Genomic DNA, 15958 nt, shown 5'->3' on the forward strand with positions numbered 1-15958 from the left:
CTCGCAAGCTGAAAAAGGCCCTGCGGCACGCAGGAGGCAACAGCCCACACGAGGAAATCCGGGCGGAATCTGATAGTCGCCAAGGGGCATATCGCGTCGAATTTCCGCCTTCCAGCCCTTGCAAGAGATCTCCATGGCAACGATAGGCCGTCTTCTTCGTCGCTTCATGCCCTCGGGTGACCCCCAGGTCCCCGTTCTCTCACCCCCCCACCCGAGCGAGCTGCACAGCCGCACGATCTGCGAGCTGATGCCAGACGATTTCTCGCAGATCGAACGGGACCTGACCCTGCTGGGTTTGAAGGACTCACTGGCCCAGGCTCGGGTGTTCCTCGGCAGCGCGCCGTCCCTGCGCCAGTACCCGTTGGCCGACCTGCTGGAATTGATGGTGGCCGCCGCCGCGCGCTTTACCGGCATCCTCAACAGTTGGGACGGCGTTCACCTGGACGGTGGCGGCCGGGTATCCCTGCATGTGCAGAAGAAACTCTTCGACTTGCGGGTGCCGCCCTCGCTGTCACCGCAACTGACCAACGCCCTGAAGCGCTGCGCCCAGAACATTGCCACCAAGGATCATCAAGCCGTCGCGTGCCTGCCATTCCAGGACGACGAAACCCGCCGTGCGTTCAGGTACTGGAGCAAGGCGTCCATCTGCCAGGCGTTACGGACCTTGCAGGTGACCAACGTCAATATGATCGGCGTCGACCTGAGCGGCGGCGATTTACGCGGGGTGAGATTTTTCGGGCAATACCAGGAGGCCGACTTCAGGGCGGCCAACCTCAACGGCGCATTGCTCTCGAGTGGTTTCAAAAGCAACGACTTCAGCCATTGCGACCTGAGGAATGCGGTGCTCTCCGGTCACTTTGAAGCCTGTCTGTTCAAGGGCGCCAAGGTCAACGCCGCGACCTTGAAAAACACCCGCACCGACCTGCTCGGCGCGGTGTTGAGTCACTGAACCTCAGGGGTGCCTGACGCCCAGCAGCGTCATCGCCCCGTCCAGCGGCAACTCCCCTTCCAGCTCGGCCAGGCTGGCCGTGCCCATGGGCTCCGGCTGGCGCACATGGCCGTGCTGCAACAGGCTGAGCAGATTGCCCACCAACGGCTGATGGCTGACCAGCAACAGGTTCTCGCCGGTGTCGAGCCGCTGGCTGACATCCCGCGGATTACCCTCGGGGGTCAGCCAGGGCACGGTGATGATCTCTGCATCGAAACCCAGCGCATCACGTACCAGCTGCGCGGTTTGCTGCGCCCTCAGGTAAGGACTGGCGTAGATCGCCTGCAACGGCTGGCCGATCAGGTGCGCGGCACTGCGCAGGACCTGCTCGCGGCCGTGGGCGGTCAACGCCCGTTCGGCGTCGCTGCGGGCCTGGGGTTCAGCTTCACCATGACGCAGAACCCAGACTTTCATAGCTTGGGCTCCTCATCACGGGCCGGATGCGGCGCTGGCGGCACCACATGCGGGGCTTCGCCTTCAGGAGCCCGTGGGGTCGGCCAATCGGCGAACGGCCAGGGCTTCTGTTCGGTATGGAAACTGCCGAAGCGACCGATCTGGGCCAGGAACTGGCTCAGGCTGTCGCCGAAGTTCATCAGGTTGGCGCTTGGCGCGCCGTAGAACAATCTGTAACCCAGTTGCACCAGCACCACCCCGCCGAGGATGAACTGCGCGACCTGCCAGACCAGCAGGAACACCAGCATCCAGACAATGCGCAACACAATGGATTCGTACTTGGACTCGTTCATGGCTCGCTCCCGTGGCGCTGAATATCAGTTGAAACCGCTGGTGGAAATAAAATCGACATCGGTTTTCGGCTCGCCGCGCATCAATAGCTCGATCACCTGGGTCAGGGTTCGCCCTTCAAACAGAATGGCATGCAAACCGGCCACCAGGGGCATATAGACCCCGACTTCCTGCGCCTTGACCTTCAGCACCTTGAGAGTATTGACCCCTTCGGCGACTTCACCCAGGCGGGTGACCGCCTCTTCCAGGCTCAGGCCCTGGCCGAGGGCAAAGCCGACCTGATAGTTGCGGCTCTTGGGTGAGGAACAGGTGACGATCAGGTCGCCGACCCCGGCCAGGCCGAGGAAGGTCATGGGGTTGGCGCCCTGGCTGACGGCAAAGCGGGTCATTTCCGCCAGGGCCCGGGTAATCAGCATGCTCTTGGTGTTCTCACCCATGTCCAGCGCTACCGCCATGCCGGCAATGATCGCGTAGACGTTCTTCAACGCCCCGCCCAGCTCGACGCCGAAGCGGTCGGCGCTGGCATAGACGCGGAAGGTCCGCCCATGCAGCGCGGCCTGGACACGGCTGCAAAGCTCTTCGTCCTCGCTGGCGACCACCGTGGCGGTCAAGGCGTGCTCGGCCACTTCGCGGGCCAGGTTCGGCCCGGACAACACGCCGATCCGTGCTTGCGGCGCGATATCTTCGAGGATCTCGCTCATCAGCTTGAAGGTGTGGGCCTCGATGCCTTTGGTCAAGCTCACCAGCAGCTTGCCCACCAGGCGCCCGGCATGGGGCGCCAGCACACTGCGCAAGGCGCTGGAGGGCAAGGCGACAAAAAACAGTTCGCAGTCGTCGAGGGTCGCGACCAGGTCGGTGACCGGCTCGACCGCCGGATGCACCTTGATGCCCTTGAGGTAACGCGGATTCTCGCGATTGACGCGAATGGACTCGGCCTGCTCGGGATCGCGCATCCATTGGCGCACCCGGTGACCGTTCTCGGCCAGCAGATTGGCGATGGCGGTGCCGAAACTTCCGCCACCCAGAACCGCGATTGGGTACTGTTCAGTCATATGTAACCCGTCTATCCCTACCAATGGCGATGGCTGCATTATACGGAGCACGCCACCGGCAGCCAGCCCCAATACGAATCCCCTGGCCTGAGCGCTTGACCGATTCAGCCTATACAATGACGGCCATACGCCATGGCAAACCCGGCAAGCTCGGTTAACATGCACGGCTATTATTATTTTCAAGGCTGTGCCGTGTCTTTTGGCCCTCCCACCACGCGTTCCTCCTTCGTCCTGGCCCTGATGTTCAGCGGCCCGTTGCTGGCTGACGACCTGTTTATGGAAAACCAGCCCCTGCCCGAGGTGCTGACGGCCACCCGCCTGAAACAATCGCCGGCCGCGGTACCCGGCAGCATGACGGTCATCGACAACGAACTGATCAAGGCCAGCGGCGCCCGGGATATCAGCGAGCTGCTGCGCCTGGTGCCGGGGATGATGGTCGGCTACACCAACGGCAACCAGGCCAGCATCAACTACCATGGCACCGATGCCTCCAACGCCCGGCGCATGCAGGTGCTGATCGATGGCCGCTCGGTCTATCGCGCGGGCCTGGCGACCGTGGACTGGAGCGATATCCCGGTAGCCCTCGAGGATATCGAGCGCATCGAGGTATTTCGCGGCCCGAACACCGTCAGCTACGGCGCCAATGCGCTGATGGCGGTGGTCAATATCCTCACCAAGTCACCGGGCAGCACCCACGGCTCAACCCTGAAGATCACCCGCGGCGAGCGCGGCATCAATGACTGGTACGCCAGCCAGGGCACCGGCTGGGGTACCGGCGACCTGCGCCTGTCGATGTCCGGCGAGGAGGACGAGGGGTTCCAGAGCGACCACTTGGGCAATGACTACCGCGACGGCCGGCGTGTCACCCGGGTCAGCCTCTCGGTCAGCCAGATGCTCAACGAACAACAGAGCATCGACTGGCAGTTGAACGTCAAGGACGGCACCAACCAGCGGCCCTATACCTACCAGGCGGTGTTCCCCGGGATCACCGCGGCCGGCGACAACTCCGATGTGCTGGCCAAGGACTACGCCGGTTCCCTGCGCTGGAACCTCGATATCAATCCCCAGCACAGCCTGTATATCCAGGGTTCGGCCCAGCACTGGGATCGCCAGCAGGTCTGGCAAGCCTGCGATGCCAAGGTGTCGTTCAGTCCGGAACTGACCCGGCTGTGGCAGTTGAATCCCAACTATGCGGAAAACCTGGCACGTAACATGACCCAGTACGCAGTCGGCAGGCCCCCTCCGGGTGGCGTCTCGGAACAGGCACTGGCCAATCAGGTTCTGGACCAATGGTTCAATCAGGGCGCCAGCCAGACGGTCTGCGGCAATATCGACCAGAGCACCCGCGAGACCCGCTACGACCTCGAACTGCAGGACACCCTGAGCCTCTCGGACAGCCTGCGCCTGGTCAGCGGCATGAACTATCGTTATGACAAGGCCGACTCCGAGACCTATTTCAACGGCACCATCGACGACAGTACTTGGCGCCTGTTCGGCCAGCTCGAATGGCGTGCCAGCGAGCATTGGCTGGTGCAGGGTGGTGCCATGTACGAAGACGCGCAACTGACCGGCGCCTCCCTGACCCCGCGCTTTGCAGTCAACTACCTGATCAATCCCCGGCACGGCTTGCGCGCGGTCTATTCCGAAGCGATCCGCTCGCCGGATATGTTCGAGAACAACGTCAACTGGAGCTACAAGGTCACCAACCTGAGCTCGCCCACCTACGGCCAGACCAGCGGCCAGTATTTCGTCCAGACCCGTGGCCCGGGAAACCTGGACAAGGAGCGAATGCGCTCGCGGGAACTGGGCTACAACGGTTTCTTCGCCGAGATCGGCCTGAGCCTGGACGTGAAGCTGTTCTATGACGAAATCAGCGACATGATCAGCACGCCGTTGCGCAACAACCAGTTTATCGCCAGCAACGTCAACAGCTCCCGCTTCACCGGCAGCGAAGCCCAGTTCGACTGGCGCCTGGACAGTGCCGACCGCCTGCGCCTGACCTATGCCTATGTCGATGTCCAGGCCAGCAACCCGGTCGACAAGCAGTTCACCGCCCGCAACAGTGGCTCGGCCGGCTGGATGCGCGACTGGGGCGGCGGCTGGTCGAGTTCGGTCTTCTACTATGGCGACGACGCCATCAACCAGTATCGCTTCGAACGGGTCGACCTGCGCCTGGCCAAGCGGATTCCCTTTCGCCGGGCCAGCCTGGAACTGGCCGGGATGCTGCAACAACGTCTCGACGACCAGCCCATCACCTGGCCCGACAACAACTACAACCAGCGCAGTGCCCTGTACTTCAGCGCAGAACTGGAGTTCTGAGCATGAGCCGCCTGGGGTCAAGGATGACATCGGCATGGAGCTGGCGCCTGAGGCGACTGGGCCTGGCCCTGCTCGTGCTGCTGGCGAGCCTCCCGGCTCGCTCGGCCGAGGTGCTGCTGACCGGCGTCGAGGACAGCCCCGGGGTCCAGGCCTTTACCGCCGCCCTGGCGCAACAGCGCCCGCACGACCAGATACGCTTCGTGCCCCTGGCGCAGATGCCCGAACCCAGCCGCCTGCCCCCGGCCACCCGCCTGATCCTGCTGGACCCGGCCAGCCTGGACTGGCGGCTGAAGGATAAACAGGGGCCAGCGACCCTGGTCCTGCGTATCAGCCGCCTGCAGGCCATGCAACGCCTGGACAGCACAGCGACCGCCAATCTCAGCCTGCTCTGGAGCGACCCGCCGCTGTCGCGCCAGCTGCGCCTGATCCGCGAAGTGATGCCCCAGGCACGGCGGATCGGCGTGCTCTATACCCGCGACAGCGAATTCCTGCTGGCCGAACTGAACCAGGCGGCCCGCCCCCTGGGACTGGAGATCGTCCTCCAGCGCTGGGACGACACCGGCGACAGCCGGCCCCTGCAAACCCTGCTCAAGAGCTGCGACGTGCTGCTCGGGCTGGACGATCCGACCTTGTACAACCCCAGGACCGCGAAGAACCTGCTGCTCAGCAGCTATGCCCGACAACTGGCACTGATCGGCCCCAACGCCGGCTTCGTCAAGGCCGGCAGCCTGGCCAGCACCTTCAGCGACCAGACCGACTGGCTGGCGGTCCTCGACCAGTTGCTCGACCGCGCCCCGTCCAGTTGGCCGGGCAGCCTGTACCCGCAACGCTTCAAGGTCCTGAGCAACCCGCAAGTCGCCCGCTCCCTGGGTATCGAACCGATCGACGAAGCCTCGCTCGCCTCCCGGCTGGCCGAAGGAGAGACCCGCCCATGACCTTGCGACGGTATTGGGGCATCAGCGCCCGGACCCAGATGATCAGCCTCGGCCCCGCGCTGTTGCTGACCTTGCTGCTGATCAGTTTCTTCACCTTCGTGCGGATCCAGGACCTGCGCCAGGAGCTCGACCACACCGGTCAACTGATCGCCAACCAGCTGGCGCCGGCCACCGAATACGGGGTGATTTCCGGCAACAACGAAGTCCTCGAAAGCCTGATGCGGGCGACCCTGGCCACCCCCCACGTGCGTTTCCTCGAGGTTCAGGACCGCAGCAACAATGTTCTGGTGTATGTCGAGCAGCCCTCCCAGGAACACTTCCGGCTGCAGTCGGTGAAATTGTTCCAGGCGCCGGTACGCCTGCAACGGATTCAGTTGGAAAATGACTTCCTGCAGGAAGGCAGCGCACCCGGCGTAACGCAGAGCGAGGACTACCTGGGGCGGGTGATTGTCGGCATGTCCAATGACGCCTTCAGCCAGCGGCAACAGGAAATACTGCTCAAGGCCGGGATCCTCGCGCTATTCGCCCTGATCTTCACCTTTCTCCTCGCGCGGCGCCTGGCGGCCAGCCTGGCGCAGCCGATCAGCGCCATGGGCCTGGCGGTCAAGGCGATTCAACAGGGTGACTACAAGACCCAGTTGCCGGTGGTCGACGACGCCGAGCTCGGCGCCCTGGCGCGGCATATCAACAACCTCGCCGGCGCCCTCGACCAGGCCAGTCGCGAACAGCACCAGGCCATTGCCCAGTTGATCCAGACCCGTGAAGAAGCGGAACGGGCGAACAATGCCAAGTCGGACTTCCTGGCCATGATGAGCCACGAACTGCGCACGCCGATGAACGGTGTACTGGGCATGCTGCAACTGCTCGAAACCACCGAAATGACCGAGGAACAGAGCGAATACGCGGCCCTGGCCTCGGAGTCCACCGAACACCTGCTCAAGGTGATCAACGACATCCTCGATTTCTCGCGGATCGAACGTTCGGCCCTGGAGCTGGAACATATTCCGTTCAACCTCGCCGAGCTGATCGGCAGTTGCGCCCAGGCCTTCCAGCACAACGCCAGCCAGCGCGGCCTGGAGCTGGACCTGCAGATCCCCACGGACATGCAGGCCTTGCAGGTCAAGGGCGACCCGACGCGGATCCGCCAGATCCTGGTCAACCTGATCGGCAATGCGCTGAAATTCACCGAACATGGCAGCGTCGGCATCGAGCCGCACTGGCAGGCGCTGGACGACGATGTGCTGTGGTTCACCTGCACGGTGCGCGACAGCGGCATCGGTATTTCCAGCGAACGCCTGGAGCTGATGTTCGACGCCTTCCAGCAGGCCGACAGCTCGATCTCCCGGCGCTACGGCGGCACCGGCCTGGGCCTGCCGATTGCGCGGACCCTGGCCGAGCGCATGGGCGGCACCCTGCATGCCCGCAGCGAAGAAGGCCGGGGCTCGGTGTTCACCCTGGAAATCCCCCTGGCCCTGCACCACCCGACCCAAGCCGCCGTCCTGGCGCCCGCGCCCAGCGGCCATGGCGAAGGACGCAAGGTGCTGCTGGTGGAGGACAACCCGGTCAACCAGACGGTCATCGACGCCATGTTGCGTGGCCTGGGCTTCGATGTCAGCCTGGCCACCGACGGTGCCCAGGCCATCGACCGGGCCCGCAACGGCCTGTTCGCGGCGATCCTGATGGACTGCCGGCTACCGATCGTCGACGGCTACGAAGCCACCCGGCAAATCCGCCAGTTGCCGGAGTACGCTCAGGTACCGATCATCGCCCTGACCGCCAACGCCTTGCAGGGCGACCGCGAAAGCTGCCTGCGCGCGGGCATGAACGACTACCTGTCCAAGCCCTTCAAACGCGTGGATTTACAACAGATTCTCCAGCAATGGCTGCCCTGAATACGATGTGCGACTGGCGTGAAAGACGAAAGTGCGGCAGTCTTAGGCACCCGAATGAGCTGGAAAACCGGCTTGAATAAAAATTTCAGTGCACAAGTGTACATTCATGTCCTTGGTGCTGTGACTTTCACCACAACGCAATAGTCTATGAGTAGGCTGTCGCTTCGAGGCATGAACGCTTCGATCGGCCGGGAAGATTTGCCCCACCTGCCGCATGGGACTATTGAGGAGCTCGCATGACCAAACAAAACGCCTTTACCCGGGAAGATCTGCTGCGCTGCAGTCGCGGCGAGCTGTTCGGCCCAGGTAACGCGCAACTGCCCGCCCCGAACATGCTGATGGTGGATCGCATCACCCATATCAGCGAAGAAGGCGGCAAGTACGGCAAAGGTGAATTGGTCGCCGAACTGGATATCAACCCGGACCTGTGGTTCTTCGCGTGCCACTTCGAAGGCGATCCGGTGATGCCAGGCTGCCTGGGCCTCGATGCCATGTGGCAATTGGTCGGCTTCTTCCTCGGCTGGCAGGGTCTGCCGGGCCGTGGCCGCGCGCTGGGCTCGGGCGAAGTGAAATTCTTCGGCCAGGTCCTGCCGACCGCCAAGAAAGTCACCTACAACATTCAGATCAAACGCGTCCTCAAAGGCAAGCTGAACCTGGCCATTGCCGACGGTTCGGTAACGGTCGACGGTCGCGAGATCTACACCGCCGAAGGCCTGCGGGTCGGCGTTTTCACCTCCACTGACAACTTCTAAGGGTTATTCGCATGCGCCGCGTCGTTATCACTGGTCTGGGCATCGTTTCGTGCCTGGGCAATGACAAAGAGACCGTCTCCGCTAACCTGCGTGCAAGCCGCCCTGGCATCCGCTTCAACCCGGAATATGCCGAAATGGGTCTGCGTAGCCAGGTTTCCGGCTCCATTGACCTCAATCTCGAGGAACTGATCGATCGCAAGATCTATCGCTTCGTCGGCCACGCGGCGGCTTACGCCTACCTGGCCATGAAAGACGCCATCGCCGACTCCGGTCTGAGCGAAGAGCAGGTGTCCAACCCGCGTACCGGCCTGGTGGCCGGCTCGGGCGGCGCCTCGACCCTGAACCAGATGGAAGCGCTGGATATCCTGCGCGAAAAGGGCGTCAAGCGCGTCGGTCCGTACCGTGTGACCCGGACCATGGGCAGCACCGTTTCCGCCTGCCTGGCCACCCCGTTCAAGATCAAGGGCCTGAACTACTCGATCTCCTCCGCCTGCGCCACCAGTGCCCACTGCATCGGTACCGCCCTGGAGCAGATCCAGATGGGCAAGCAGGACATCGTCTTCGCCGGTGGCGGTGAGGAAGAACATTGGAGCCAGTCGTTCCTGTTCGACGCCATGGGCGCGCTGTCCACCCAGTACAACGAAACCCCGGAAAAGGCCTCCCGCGCCTACGACGCCAAGCGTGACGGTTTTGTCATCGCCGGCGGTGGCGGCATGGTGGTGGTCGAGGAGCTGGAACACGCTCTGGCCCGTGGCGCGAAGATCTACGCGGAAATCGTCGGCTACGGTGCAACTTCCGACGGCTACGACATGGTCGCGCCAAGCGGCGAAGGCGCGATCCGTTGCATGCAGATGGCCATGGCCACCGTCGACGGCCCGATCGACTACCTGAACACCCACGGCACCTCGACTCCGGTCGGCGATGCCAAGGAAATGGAAGGTGTGCGTGCGGTCTTCGGCGACAAGGCCCCGGTCATCAGTTCGACCAAGAGCCTGTCCGGTCACTCCCTGGGCGCCGCCGGCGTTCACGAAGCGATCTACTGCCTGCTGATGATGGAAGGCAAGTTCATTGCCGGCTCCGCCAACATCGAAGAGCTGGACCCGGAAGTCGCCGACATGCCGGTACTGACCAAGACCCGCGAAAACGTTGAATTGAACAACGTGATGAGCAACAGCTTCGGCTTCGGCGGCACCAACGCCACCCTGGTCCTGAAGCGCTGGCAGGGCAAGTAAGCCCGGCTTGATCGCGAGATAAAAAAGCCCCGACCGGTTCGGGGCTTTTTTTTGCCTGTTGGAAGGCGCCATTCCGACGGCGAGACTCGATTGTCCCATCGGGGGGGTACGAGCGCGAAAAAAGCTGAACATCACCCCCGTGCGGTGTTCTATAAAGTTCAGGGTATTTTCCCGTCACTCTTCATGAGGTTTGTCATGACCATCACCATCAACACCGAATCCAGCGAAGGTTTTCGTCACAGCGTGCAGATCGATGATCATCAGTTGTTTGCCGATGTGCCCAAGACGGCGGGGGGCGAAGGCTCCGCACCGGAACCCCACGACTACTTCGACGCCGCCCTGGGGACCTGCAAGGCCCTGACCCTCAAGCTCTATGCCCAGAAGAAAGGCATCCCGCTGACCGGGGTCACCGTCGAGGTCAAGCGCGACAACAGCCAGGAACAGAAAGGCAAGTACGGCCTGCTGGTCAAACTGACCCTCAAGGGCGTGCTCAGCGATGCCCAGCGCGAAGAGTTGCACAAAGTCGCGGATCGCTGCCCGGTCCACAAGTTGATGACCACCACCGAAGTCAGCATCGAAACCCTGTTGTCCGAAGGTGCGTTCAGCCAGTAAGGGCAGCGGCGAAAAAGCGGGTTATGCTCTGCGCATCGCCCGCTGAGCCAGGAAACCCTGCCATGAACACACCACTGGTGATCCGTCCTCGCGCCGAGGATGTCGAAGGCCAACCGATCCTGCGGCCCCTGCCCTCGGCCCAGTGCCGTAGCGTCGGACCCTTCGTGTTTTTCGACCATATGCTGGAAACCCGCTATCCACCGGGGCACGGGATGAATGTGCGGCAGCACCCGCATATCGGCCTGTCGACCCTGACCTACCTGTTCGACGGCGAGATAGTGCACAAGGACAGTCTCGGCTCCGAGCAGCACGTCAAGCCTGGCGATGTCAGCTGGATGACCGCCGGCAGCGCCATCGCCCATGTCGAACGGACCCCGGCCGAACGGGTCGCCAGTGGTTCCAGCCTGCATGGCTTGCAGATCTGGCTGGCGTCACCCAAGGCGCTGGAACAGGGGCCAGGGCATTACAGCCATCACCCGGCTGCCAGCCTGCCCGTCAGTGACAATCTGGGGGTGCGCATCCGCCTGGTGGCCGGTAGCGGCTTTTGCCTGACCTCACCGGTGCCGGTGCTGTCGCCGACGCTGTATGCCGATATCCACATGGAAAGCGGGACCACCCTGCTGATTGCGGATGAGTATAAGGAGCGTGCGGTCTATGTGCTGGCAGGCGAGGCACAGCTGGAAGGTGAAGCCCTGGAGCCGCGCAGCCTGGTGGTGCTGCCGACCGGGGAAAGCCTCACACTGTTCGCCGAGGGTGAATGTCATCTGGTGGTGATCGGCGGGGCGCCGCTGGATGGGCCACGGCGGATGAACTGGAACTTCGTGGCCAGTGATCCGGTGTTGATCGATCAGGCACGGGCACGCTGGGCGGCCAGGGATTGGCCGACGGTGCCGGGGGAAAGCGAGCGGATCGAGTTGCCGCGCAAGCCCGCGGCGGAAAAAACCTGAATCAGAGAAACCTTACGAGTCGGGTTTATCAGCAAGGTCTGCGGCGTGCTTGAGGACGCTTTCGCGGGCAAGCCCTGCTCCTACAGTTTTTTCTCGTTCACAAGATTTGTGCACGACACCACCCTGTAGGAGCAGGGCTTGCCCGCGAAGAGGCCCTCAAGACCGCCAGAACGCTTAACCCTTGAACACTTCTTCCAGCAGATTGTGCATCGACACAAACGCACGGCCGGCCGTCTTCGCGTCATACATCATCATGCCCGGCACATTGGCATGCGGGTCGGTAAAGGAATGCACCGCGCCGCCGTAGCTCAACAGCTGCCAATCGATACCCGCGGCATTCATTTCCTCTTCGAATGCCGGCAGTTGCTCTTTCGGCACCAACGGGTCGGAGGCGCCATGCAGCACCAGCACCGAGCCCTTGATGTTCTGTGCATCCGCCGGATTCGGCGTATCCAGCGTGCCGTGGAACGACACCGTCGCTTTCAACGGCGCGCCGGTGCGAGCCAGTTCCAGCGAGCAGCAACCGCCGAAGCAGAAACCGAAGGTCGCCAGCTGCGCCGGATCCACCACGGCCAGACCCTGGCTTTGCAGCGCCTCGAACGCCGCCTGCATGCGCTTGCGCAACAAGGCACGGTCATTTTTCAACGGCATCATCGCCGCACCGGCTTCATCGCCATTGCCAGGACGAACCGACTGACCGTACAGGTCGGCGATCAACACCACATACCCCTTGGCCGCGACCGACTGGGCGATCTTCTCGGCATCGGCGCTGACGCCCATCCAGTTCGGCGCCATCAGCAGGCCCGGACGTGGCCCCTTGTGGCCGGCATCAAAGGCCAGGCGGCTCTCATAGGATTGGCCATCGATCTGATAGACCACCGAACTCACAGTAACTTGGCTCATTTCGGACTCCGATAAAAACATCCAAGGATAAAAAAACCCGCCGAAGCGGGTTTTCGTACAACCAGTTTAAACCGACAACTCAACCAACAGCTTGTTCAGACGGCGCACATAAGCCGCCGGATCCTTCAGGCTGTCACCGGCCGCCAGGGCCGCCTGGTCGAGGAGGATGTGCGACAGATCGCCAAAGCGGTCTTCGTCCGGCTCGCCATCGAGCTTCTCGATCAGCGGGTGCGTCGGGTTGAATTCGAAGATCGGCTTGGAGTCCGGCACCTTCTGCCCGCTCGCTTCGAGGATCTGGCGCATCTGCAAGCCCAGGTCCTGCTCACCGATGGCCAGGATCGCCGGGGAGTCGGTCAGGCGGTGGGAAACCCGCACTTCGCTGACAGCCTCGCCCAGGGCGGTCTTGATGCGCTCAACCAGGCCCTCTTTGGTCTTGGCGACTTCCTCGGCAGCCTTCTTGTCCTCTTCCGAGTCCAGGTTGCCCAGGTCCAGGTCACCGCGGGCCACGTCGACAAAGCTCTTGCCGTCGAACTCGTTGAGGTAGCTCATCAGCCACTCGTCGATACGGTCGGTCAGCAGCAGCACTTCGATGCCTTTCTTGCGGAAGACTTCCAGGTGCGGGCTGTTCTTGACCTGGGCGTAGGTTTCGCCGGTCAGGAAGTAGATCTTGTCCTGACCTTCCTTGGCGCGGGCCAGGTACTCGGCCAGGGACACCACTTGCTCGCCGTCGTCACCCAGGGTGGAGGCGAAACGCAGCAGGCCGGCAATTTTTTCCTTGTTGGCGAAATCTTCAGCCGGGCCTTCTTTCATGACCTGGCCGAAGTTTTTCCAGAAGCCCTTGTATTGCTCGGGCTCGTTCTTCGCCAGCTTTTCCAGCATGTCGAGGACACGCTTGGTCAGCGCCGACTTCATCGAGTCGATGATCGGGTCTTTCTGCAGGATTTCCCGCGACACGTTCAGGGACAGGTCGTTGGAGTCGACCACACCCTTGATGAAGCGCAGGTACAACGGCAGGAAGGACTCGGCCTGATCCATGACGAACACGCGCTGCACATAGAGCTTGAGGCCTTTCGGCGCTTCACGCTGGTACAGGTCGAACGGGGCACGGGCCGGTACGTAGAGCAACGAGCTGTATTCCAGCTTGCCTTCGACCTTGTTGTGGCTCCAGCTCAGCGGGTTCTCGAAGTCATGGGCGATGTGCTTGTAGAACTCCTGGTATTCCGTATCCGTCACTTCAGTGCGCGGACGGGTCCACAGGGCGCTGGCGCGGTTGACGGTTTCCCATTCCGGGGCAGGTTTCTCTTCGCCTTCGACAGCGGCCACTTCTTTCGGCAGCTCGATCGGCAAAGCGATATGGTCGGAGTACTTCTTGATGATATTGCGCAAACGCCAGCCATCGGCGAACTCGTTCTCACCGGACTTCAGGTGCAGGACGATGCGGGTACCACGGTCGGCTTTCTCGACGGTGGCGACTTCGAACTCGCCCTCGCCCTTGGACGACCAGTGCACGCCTTCGCTGGCGGAAAGGCCGGCGCGACGGCTGAACACTTCAACCTGGTCGGCGACGATAAAGGCCGAATAGAAGCCCACGCCGAACTGACCGATCAGGTGCGAGTCCTTCTTCTGGTCGCCCGAGAGGTTCTTCATGAAATCGGCGGTGCCGGATTTGGCGATGGTCCCCAGGTGGGTGATCACATCGTCGCGGCTCATGCCGATACCGTTGTCTTCGAGGGTGACGGTGTTGGCGTCCTTGTCGAAGCTCACACGGATTTTCAGTTCCGCGCCACCTTCCAGCAACTCAGGCTTGGACAGGGCTTCGAAACGTAATTTGTCGACAGCGTCGGAGGCGTTGGAGATCAATTCGCGAAGGAAAATTTCCTTGTTGGAATACAGCGAATGGATCATGAGGTGCAGCAGTTGCTTCACCTCGGTCTGGAAGCCCAGGGTTTCCTTTTGAGTTTCCACACTCATGGTCATCAAACTCCAATTGGATGGCAGTGGCCGCCCCCGAAAGGGTTGGCGGCGGGTTGTCATCAAAGTTGGGGGCTATGACGGGGATTTCAAGTGCCCGGAAGTGTTTCCTCGATCTTGAAGTGAGCCCGGGCGGTGGCAATCGGCTCGGCCTCGGTACTTTGCCAGGCGGTGATGGCGACGTTCGCCACCCGCCGGCCCTGGCGACAGAGATCACATCGGGCGTAGGTGTCGCGATATTGCCCGGCGCGCAGATAGTCGACGGAAAAGTCGATGACCTTGGGCACCCCCGGCGAACCGGTAAACACCAGCAGGTGCAAGGCGGCGGCCAGTTCCATGAAACCGGCGATCACGCCACCGTGAATCGCCGGCAGCAACGGGTTGCCGATATTGTCCTTGTTCGCCGGCAGGCAGAACAACAGCTCGTCGCCCTGGCGTGAGCACTGGATACCGATCAGCTTGGCGTAGGGAATAAGCTCCAGCAATTGCCCGTAGTCGCCCTGCTGATGGGCTTGTTGCAACATTTTCTTGAAGTCGTTGCTCATGTCGCACCGCCGTTGAGCGAGCCGCTGAAGCTGTGGGCGCCCTTGATGCCCTTGCCCATGCGCATGAAGGTGCCGACCACATGGGCGATGGGTTGCTGGGGATCATCCTGATAGGCAAAACCGCGGGCGAAGATGATGTCGCGGGTCACCCGATAACATTCAGCGAAACCGTAGACGTCCTTGTGCGGTGCCGCCGGGTGCATGTAGTCGATGCGCAGGTCCAGGGTCGGACAGACCTCGAACTCAGGCAGGACACACAGGGTGGCCATGCCGCAGGCGGTGTCCATCAGGGTCGTCAGCACCCCGCCGTGGATCACCCCGGAGTTCGGGTCGCCGACGATCTCGGCGCTGTAGGGCAGGATCACAGTCAACCCCGTGGCATCGGCGCTGTGCAAACGCAGCCCGAGGACCTGGCAGTGGCGGATGGCGCTGAGAAAGCGTGTGGCACGCTCGAAAATCGGGTTCTGGCTCATGAACTGATAGCTCTCATCCGGAGAAAAACGTCCATAAAAACGAAACATCAGGAAAAAGTTCCGCTCGGTCGGCACTTATATATCTTTTAAAATCAAGGAACTAATCCCTTGGGGCTGTGTTCTGAAGGCCAGTAGTCAGTGATATCCACACAGGAGCAACACCCCCATGCGTAAGACTTTAGCTATTGCCTTGATGTTGACCGCTACCCTCGGTCTCGCCGCCTGCGATAAAAAATCCGAGGACAAAGCTCAAGACGCCAACCAACATGCTCAGGAAGCTCAGAAGAGCATGAACGAAGCTCAGGATAAGGTGAACGAGGCCGCCAAGGAAAACGCCGAAGCTGCCAAAGCTCAGGCTGATTCCAAAAAAGCGGCGGTTGAAGAGCAATCCAAGGAAGCCACCGGCTCCTGATTGCCCTGGAGGTTCTTGCAAGGACTCACCGGCAAAAACCTTCACGCAAAATAAAACCCGCCAAGTGCGGGTTTTATTTTGCTTGGAATCTGTAGAAGACTCTGGGGCCTCTTCGCGGCGGTGCGGCGAAGAGGCCCGCTTGGGCGACGCAGACCCCAAGACCGCAATCGCCAGCAAGGGA

General features: G+C 61.9%; 16 protein-coding genes. 9 read left to right on the forward strand and 7 right to left on the reverse strand.

The genetic code is table 11. The annotated features are described in order from the left end of the window. Positions 1 to 133: 133 nt before the first annotated feature. Positions 134 to 949 (forward strand): pentapeptide repeat-containing protein, encoded by an 816-nt coding sequence (locus tag M5C71_RS22490; protein WP_247263269.1) that lies wholly within the window; start codon positions 134 to 136, stop codon positions 947 to 949. 3 nt (positions 950 to 952) lie between these two features. Here the strand turns inward: M5C71_RS22490 and sixA are convergent, their stop codons facing one another. From sixA to M5C71_RS22505, 3 genes are read right to left on the reverse strand one after another with little or no spacing between them, the layout of a single operon-like run. Beyond that, entirely contained in the window at positions 953 to 1402 is a 450-nt protein-coding gene (gene sixA / locus M5C71_RS22495) for a phosphohistidine phosphatase SixA (protein WP_177100376.1), read from the reverse strand. Next, positions 1399 to 1734, reverse strand: a complete 336-nt coding sequence (locus M5C71_RS22500; protein ID WP_100940855.1) for a DUF4389 domain-containing protein — start codon at positions 1732 to 1734, stop codon at positions 1399 to 1401. Before M5C71_RS22500 ends, sixA begins: the two co-directional genes overlap by 4 nt. 24 nt (positions 1735 to 1758) lie before the next feature. Continuing rightward, positions 1759 to 2784, reverse strand: coding sequence for an NAD(P)H-dependent glycerol-3-phosphate dehydrogenase (locus tag M5C71_RS22505; RefSeq protein ID WP_248768746.1), 1026 nt, complete (start codon positions 2782 to 2784; stop codon positions 1759 to 1761). 240 nt (positions 2785 to 3024) lie between these two features. On the opposite strand from M5C71_RS22505, the gene M5C71_RS22510 reads away from it, so the two are divergent. From M5C71_RS22510 to M5C71_RS22540, 7 genes are all read left to right on the forward strand, one after another. Next, on the forward strand, positions 3025 to 5103 hold the full coding sequence (locus M5C71_RS22510) for a TonB-dependent receptor (RefSeq protein ID WP_248768765.1): 2079 nt from the start codon (positions 3025 to 3027) through the stop codon (positions 5101 to 5103). Positions 5104 to 5126: 23 nt separating this feature from the next. After that, the gene (locus M5C71_RS22515) at positions 5127 to 6038 is read left to right on the forward strand and encodes an ABC transporter substrate-binding protein (RefSeq protein ID WP_248768766.1); all 912 of its coding nucleotides are present in this window, start codon (positions 5127 to 5129) and stop codon (positions 6036 to 6038) included. Further along, complete coding sequence (locus M5C71_RS22520; RefSeq protein WP_248768747.1) at positions 6035 to 7930, forward strand: ATP-binding protein; 1896 nt, start codon at positions 6035 to 6037, stop codon at positions 7928 to 7930. The genes M5C71_RS22515 and M5C71_RS22520 overlap by 4 nt, the downstream gene beginning before the upstream one ends. A gap of 236 nt (positions 7931 to 8166) precedes the next feature. Beyond that, complete coding sequence (gene fabA / locus M5C71_RS22525; protein WP_027898655.1) at positions 8167 to 8682, forward strand: 3-hydroxyacyl-[acyl-carrier-protein] dehydratase FabA; 516 nt, start codon at positions 8167 to 8169, stop codon at positions 8680 to 8682. Positions 8683 to 8693: 11 nt separating this feature from the next. Further along, entirely contained in the window at positions 8694 to 9914 is a 1221-nt protein-coding gene (gene fabB, locus M5C71_RS22530) for a beta-ketoacyl-ACP synthase I (protein ID WP_103498773.1), read from the forward strand. Between the two features lie 195 nt (positions 9915 to 10109). Continuing rightward, positions 10110 to 10526, forward strand: a complete 417-nt coding sequence (locus tag M5C71_RS22535) for an OsmC family protein (RefSeq protein ID WP_103498772.1) — start codon at positions 10110 to 10112, stop codon at positions 10524 to 10526. Positions 10527 to 10588: 62 nt separating this feature from the next. Further along, positions 10589 to 11473, forward strand: a complete 885-nt coding sequence (locus M5C71_RS22540; RefSeq protein WP_248768748.1) for a pirin family protein — start codon at positions 10589 to 10591, stop codon at positions 11471 to 11473. Positions 11474 to 11647: 174 nt separating this feature from the next. Here the strand turns inward: M5C71_RS22540 and M5C71_RS22545 are convergent, their stop codons facing one another. The 4 genes from M5C71_RS22545 to M5C71_RS22560 form a co-directional block, all read right to left on the reverse strand. Then, on the reverse strand, positions 11648 to 12376 hold the full coding sequence (locus M5C71_RS22545) for a dienelactone hydrolase family protein (protein WP_248768749.1): 729 nt from the start codon (positions 12374 to 12376) through the stop codon (positions 11648 to 11650). Positions 12377 to 12442: 66 nt separating this feature from the next. After that, positions 12443 to 14347 (reverse strand): molecular chaperone HtpG, encoded by a 1905-nt coding sequence (gene htpG, locus M5C71_RS22550; protein WP_248768750.1) that lies wholly within the window; start codon positions 14345 to 14347, stop codon positions 12443 to 12445. Positions 14348 to 14436: 89 nt separating this feature from the next. Continuing rightward, a complete protein-coding gene (locus M5C71_RS22555) occupies positions 14437 to 14892 on the reverse strand; it encodes a PaaI family thioesterase (RefSeq protein WP_248747564.1) in 456 nt (151 codons plus the stop codon). Further along, positions 14889 to 15365 carry a PaaI family thioesterase gene (locus tag M5C71_RS22560; RefSeq protein ID WP_248768767.1) on the reverse strand — a complete coding sequence of 159 codons (477 nt, stop codon included), beginning with the start codon at positions 15363 to 15365 and terminating at the stop codon, positions 14889 to 14891. The genes M5C71_RS22555 and M5C71_RS22560 overlap by 4 nt, the downstream gene beginning before the upstream one ends. Positions 15366 to 15531: 166 nt before the next feature. On the opposite strand from M5C71_RS22560, the gene M5C71_RS22565 reads away from it, so the two are divergent. Further along, complete coding sequence (locus tag M5C71_RS22565; RefSeq protein WP_248768751.1) at positions 15532 to 15777, forward strand: hypothetical protein; 246 nt, start codon at positions 15532 to 15534, stop codon at positions 15775 to 15777. The last annotated feature ends 181 nt before the right edge of the window (positions 15778 to 15958 follow it).

Source organism: Pseudomonas sp. MWU12-2345 (genome assembly GCF_023242385.1).
Lineage (GTDB): Bacteria > Pseudomonadota > Gammaproteobacteria > Pseudomonadales > Pseudomonadaceae > Aquipseudomonas > Aquipseudomonas gingeri_D.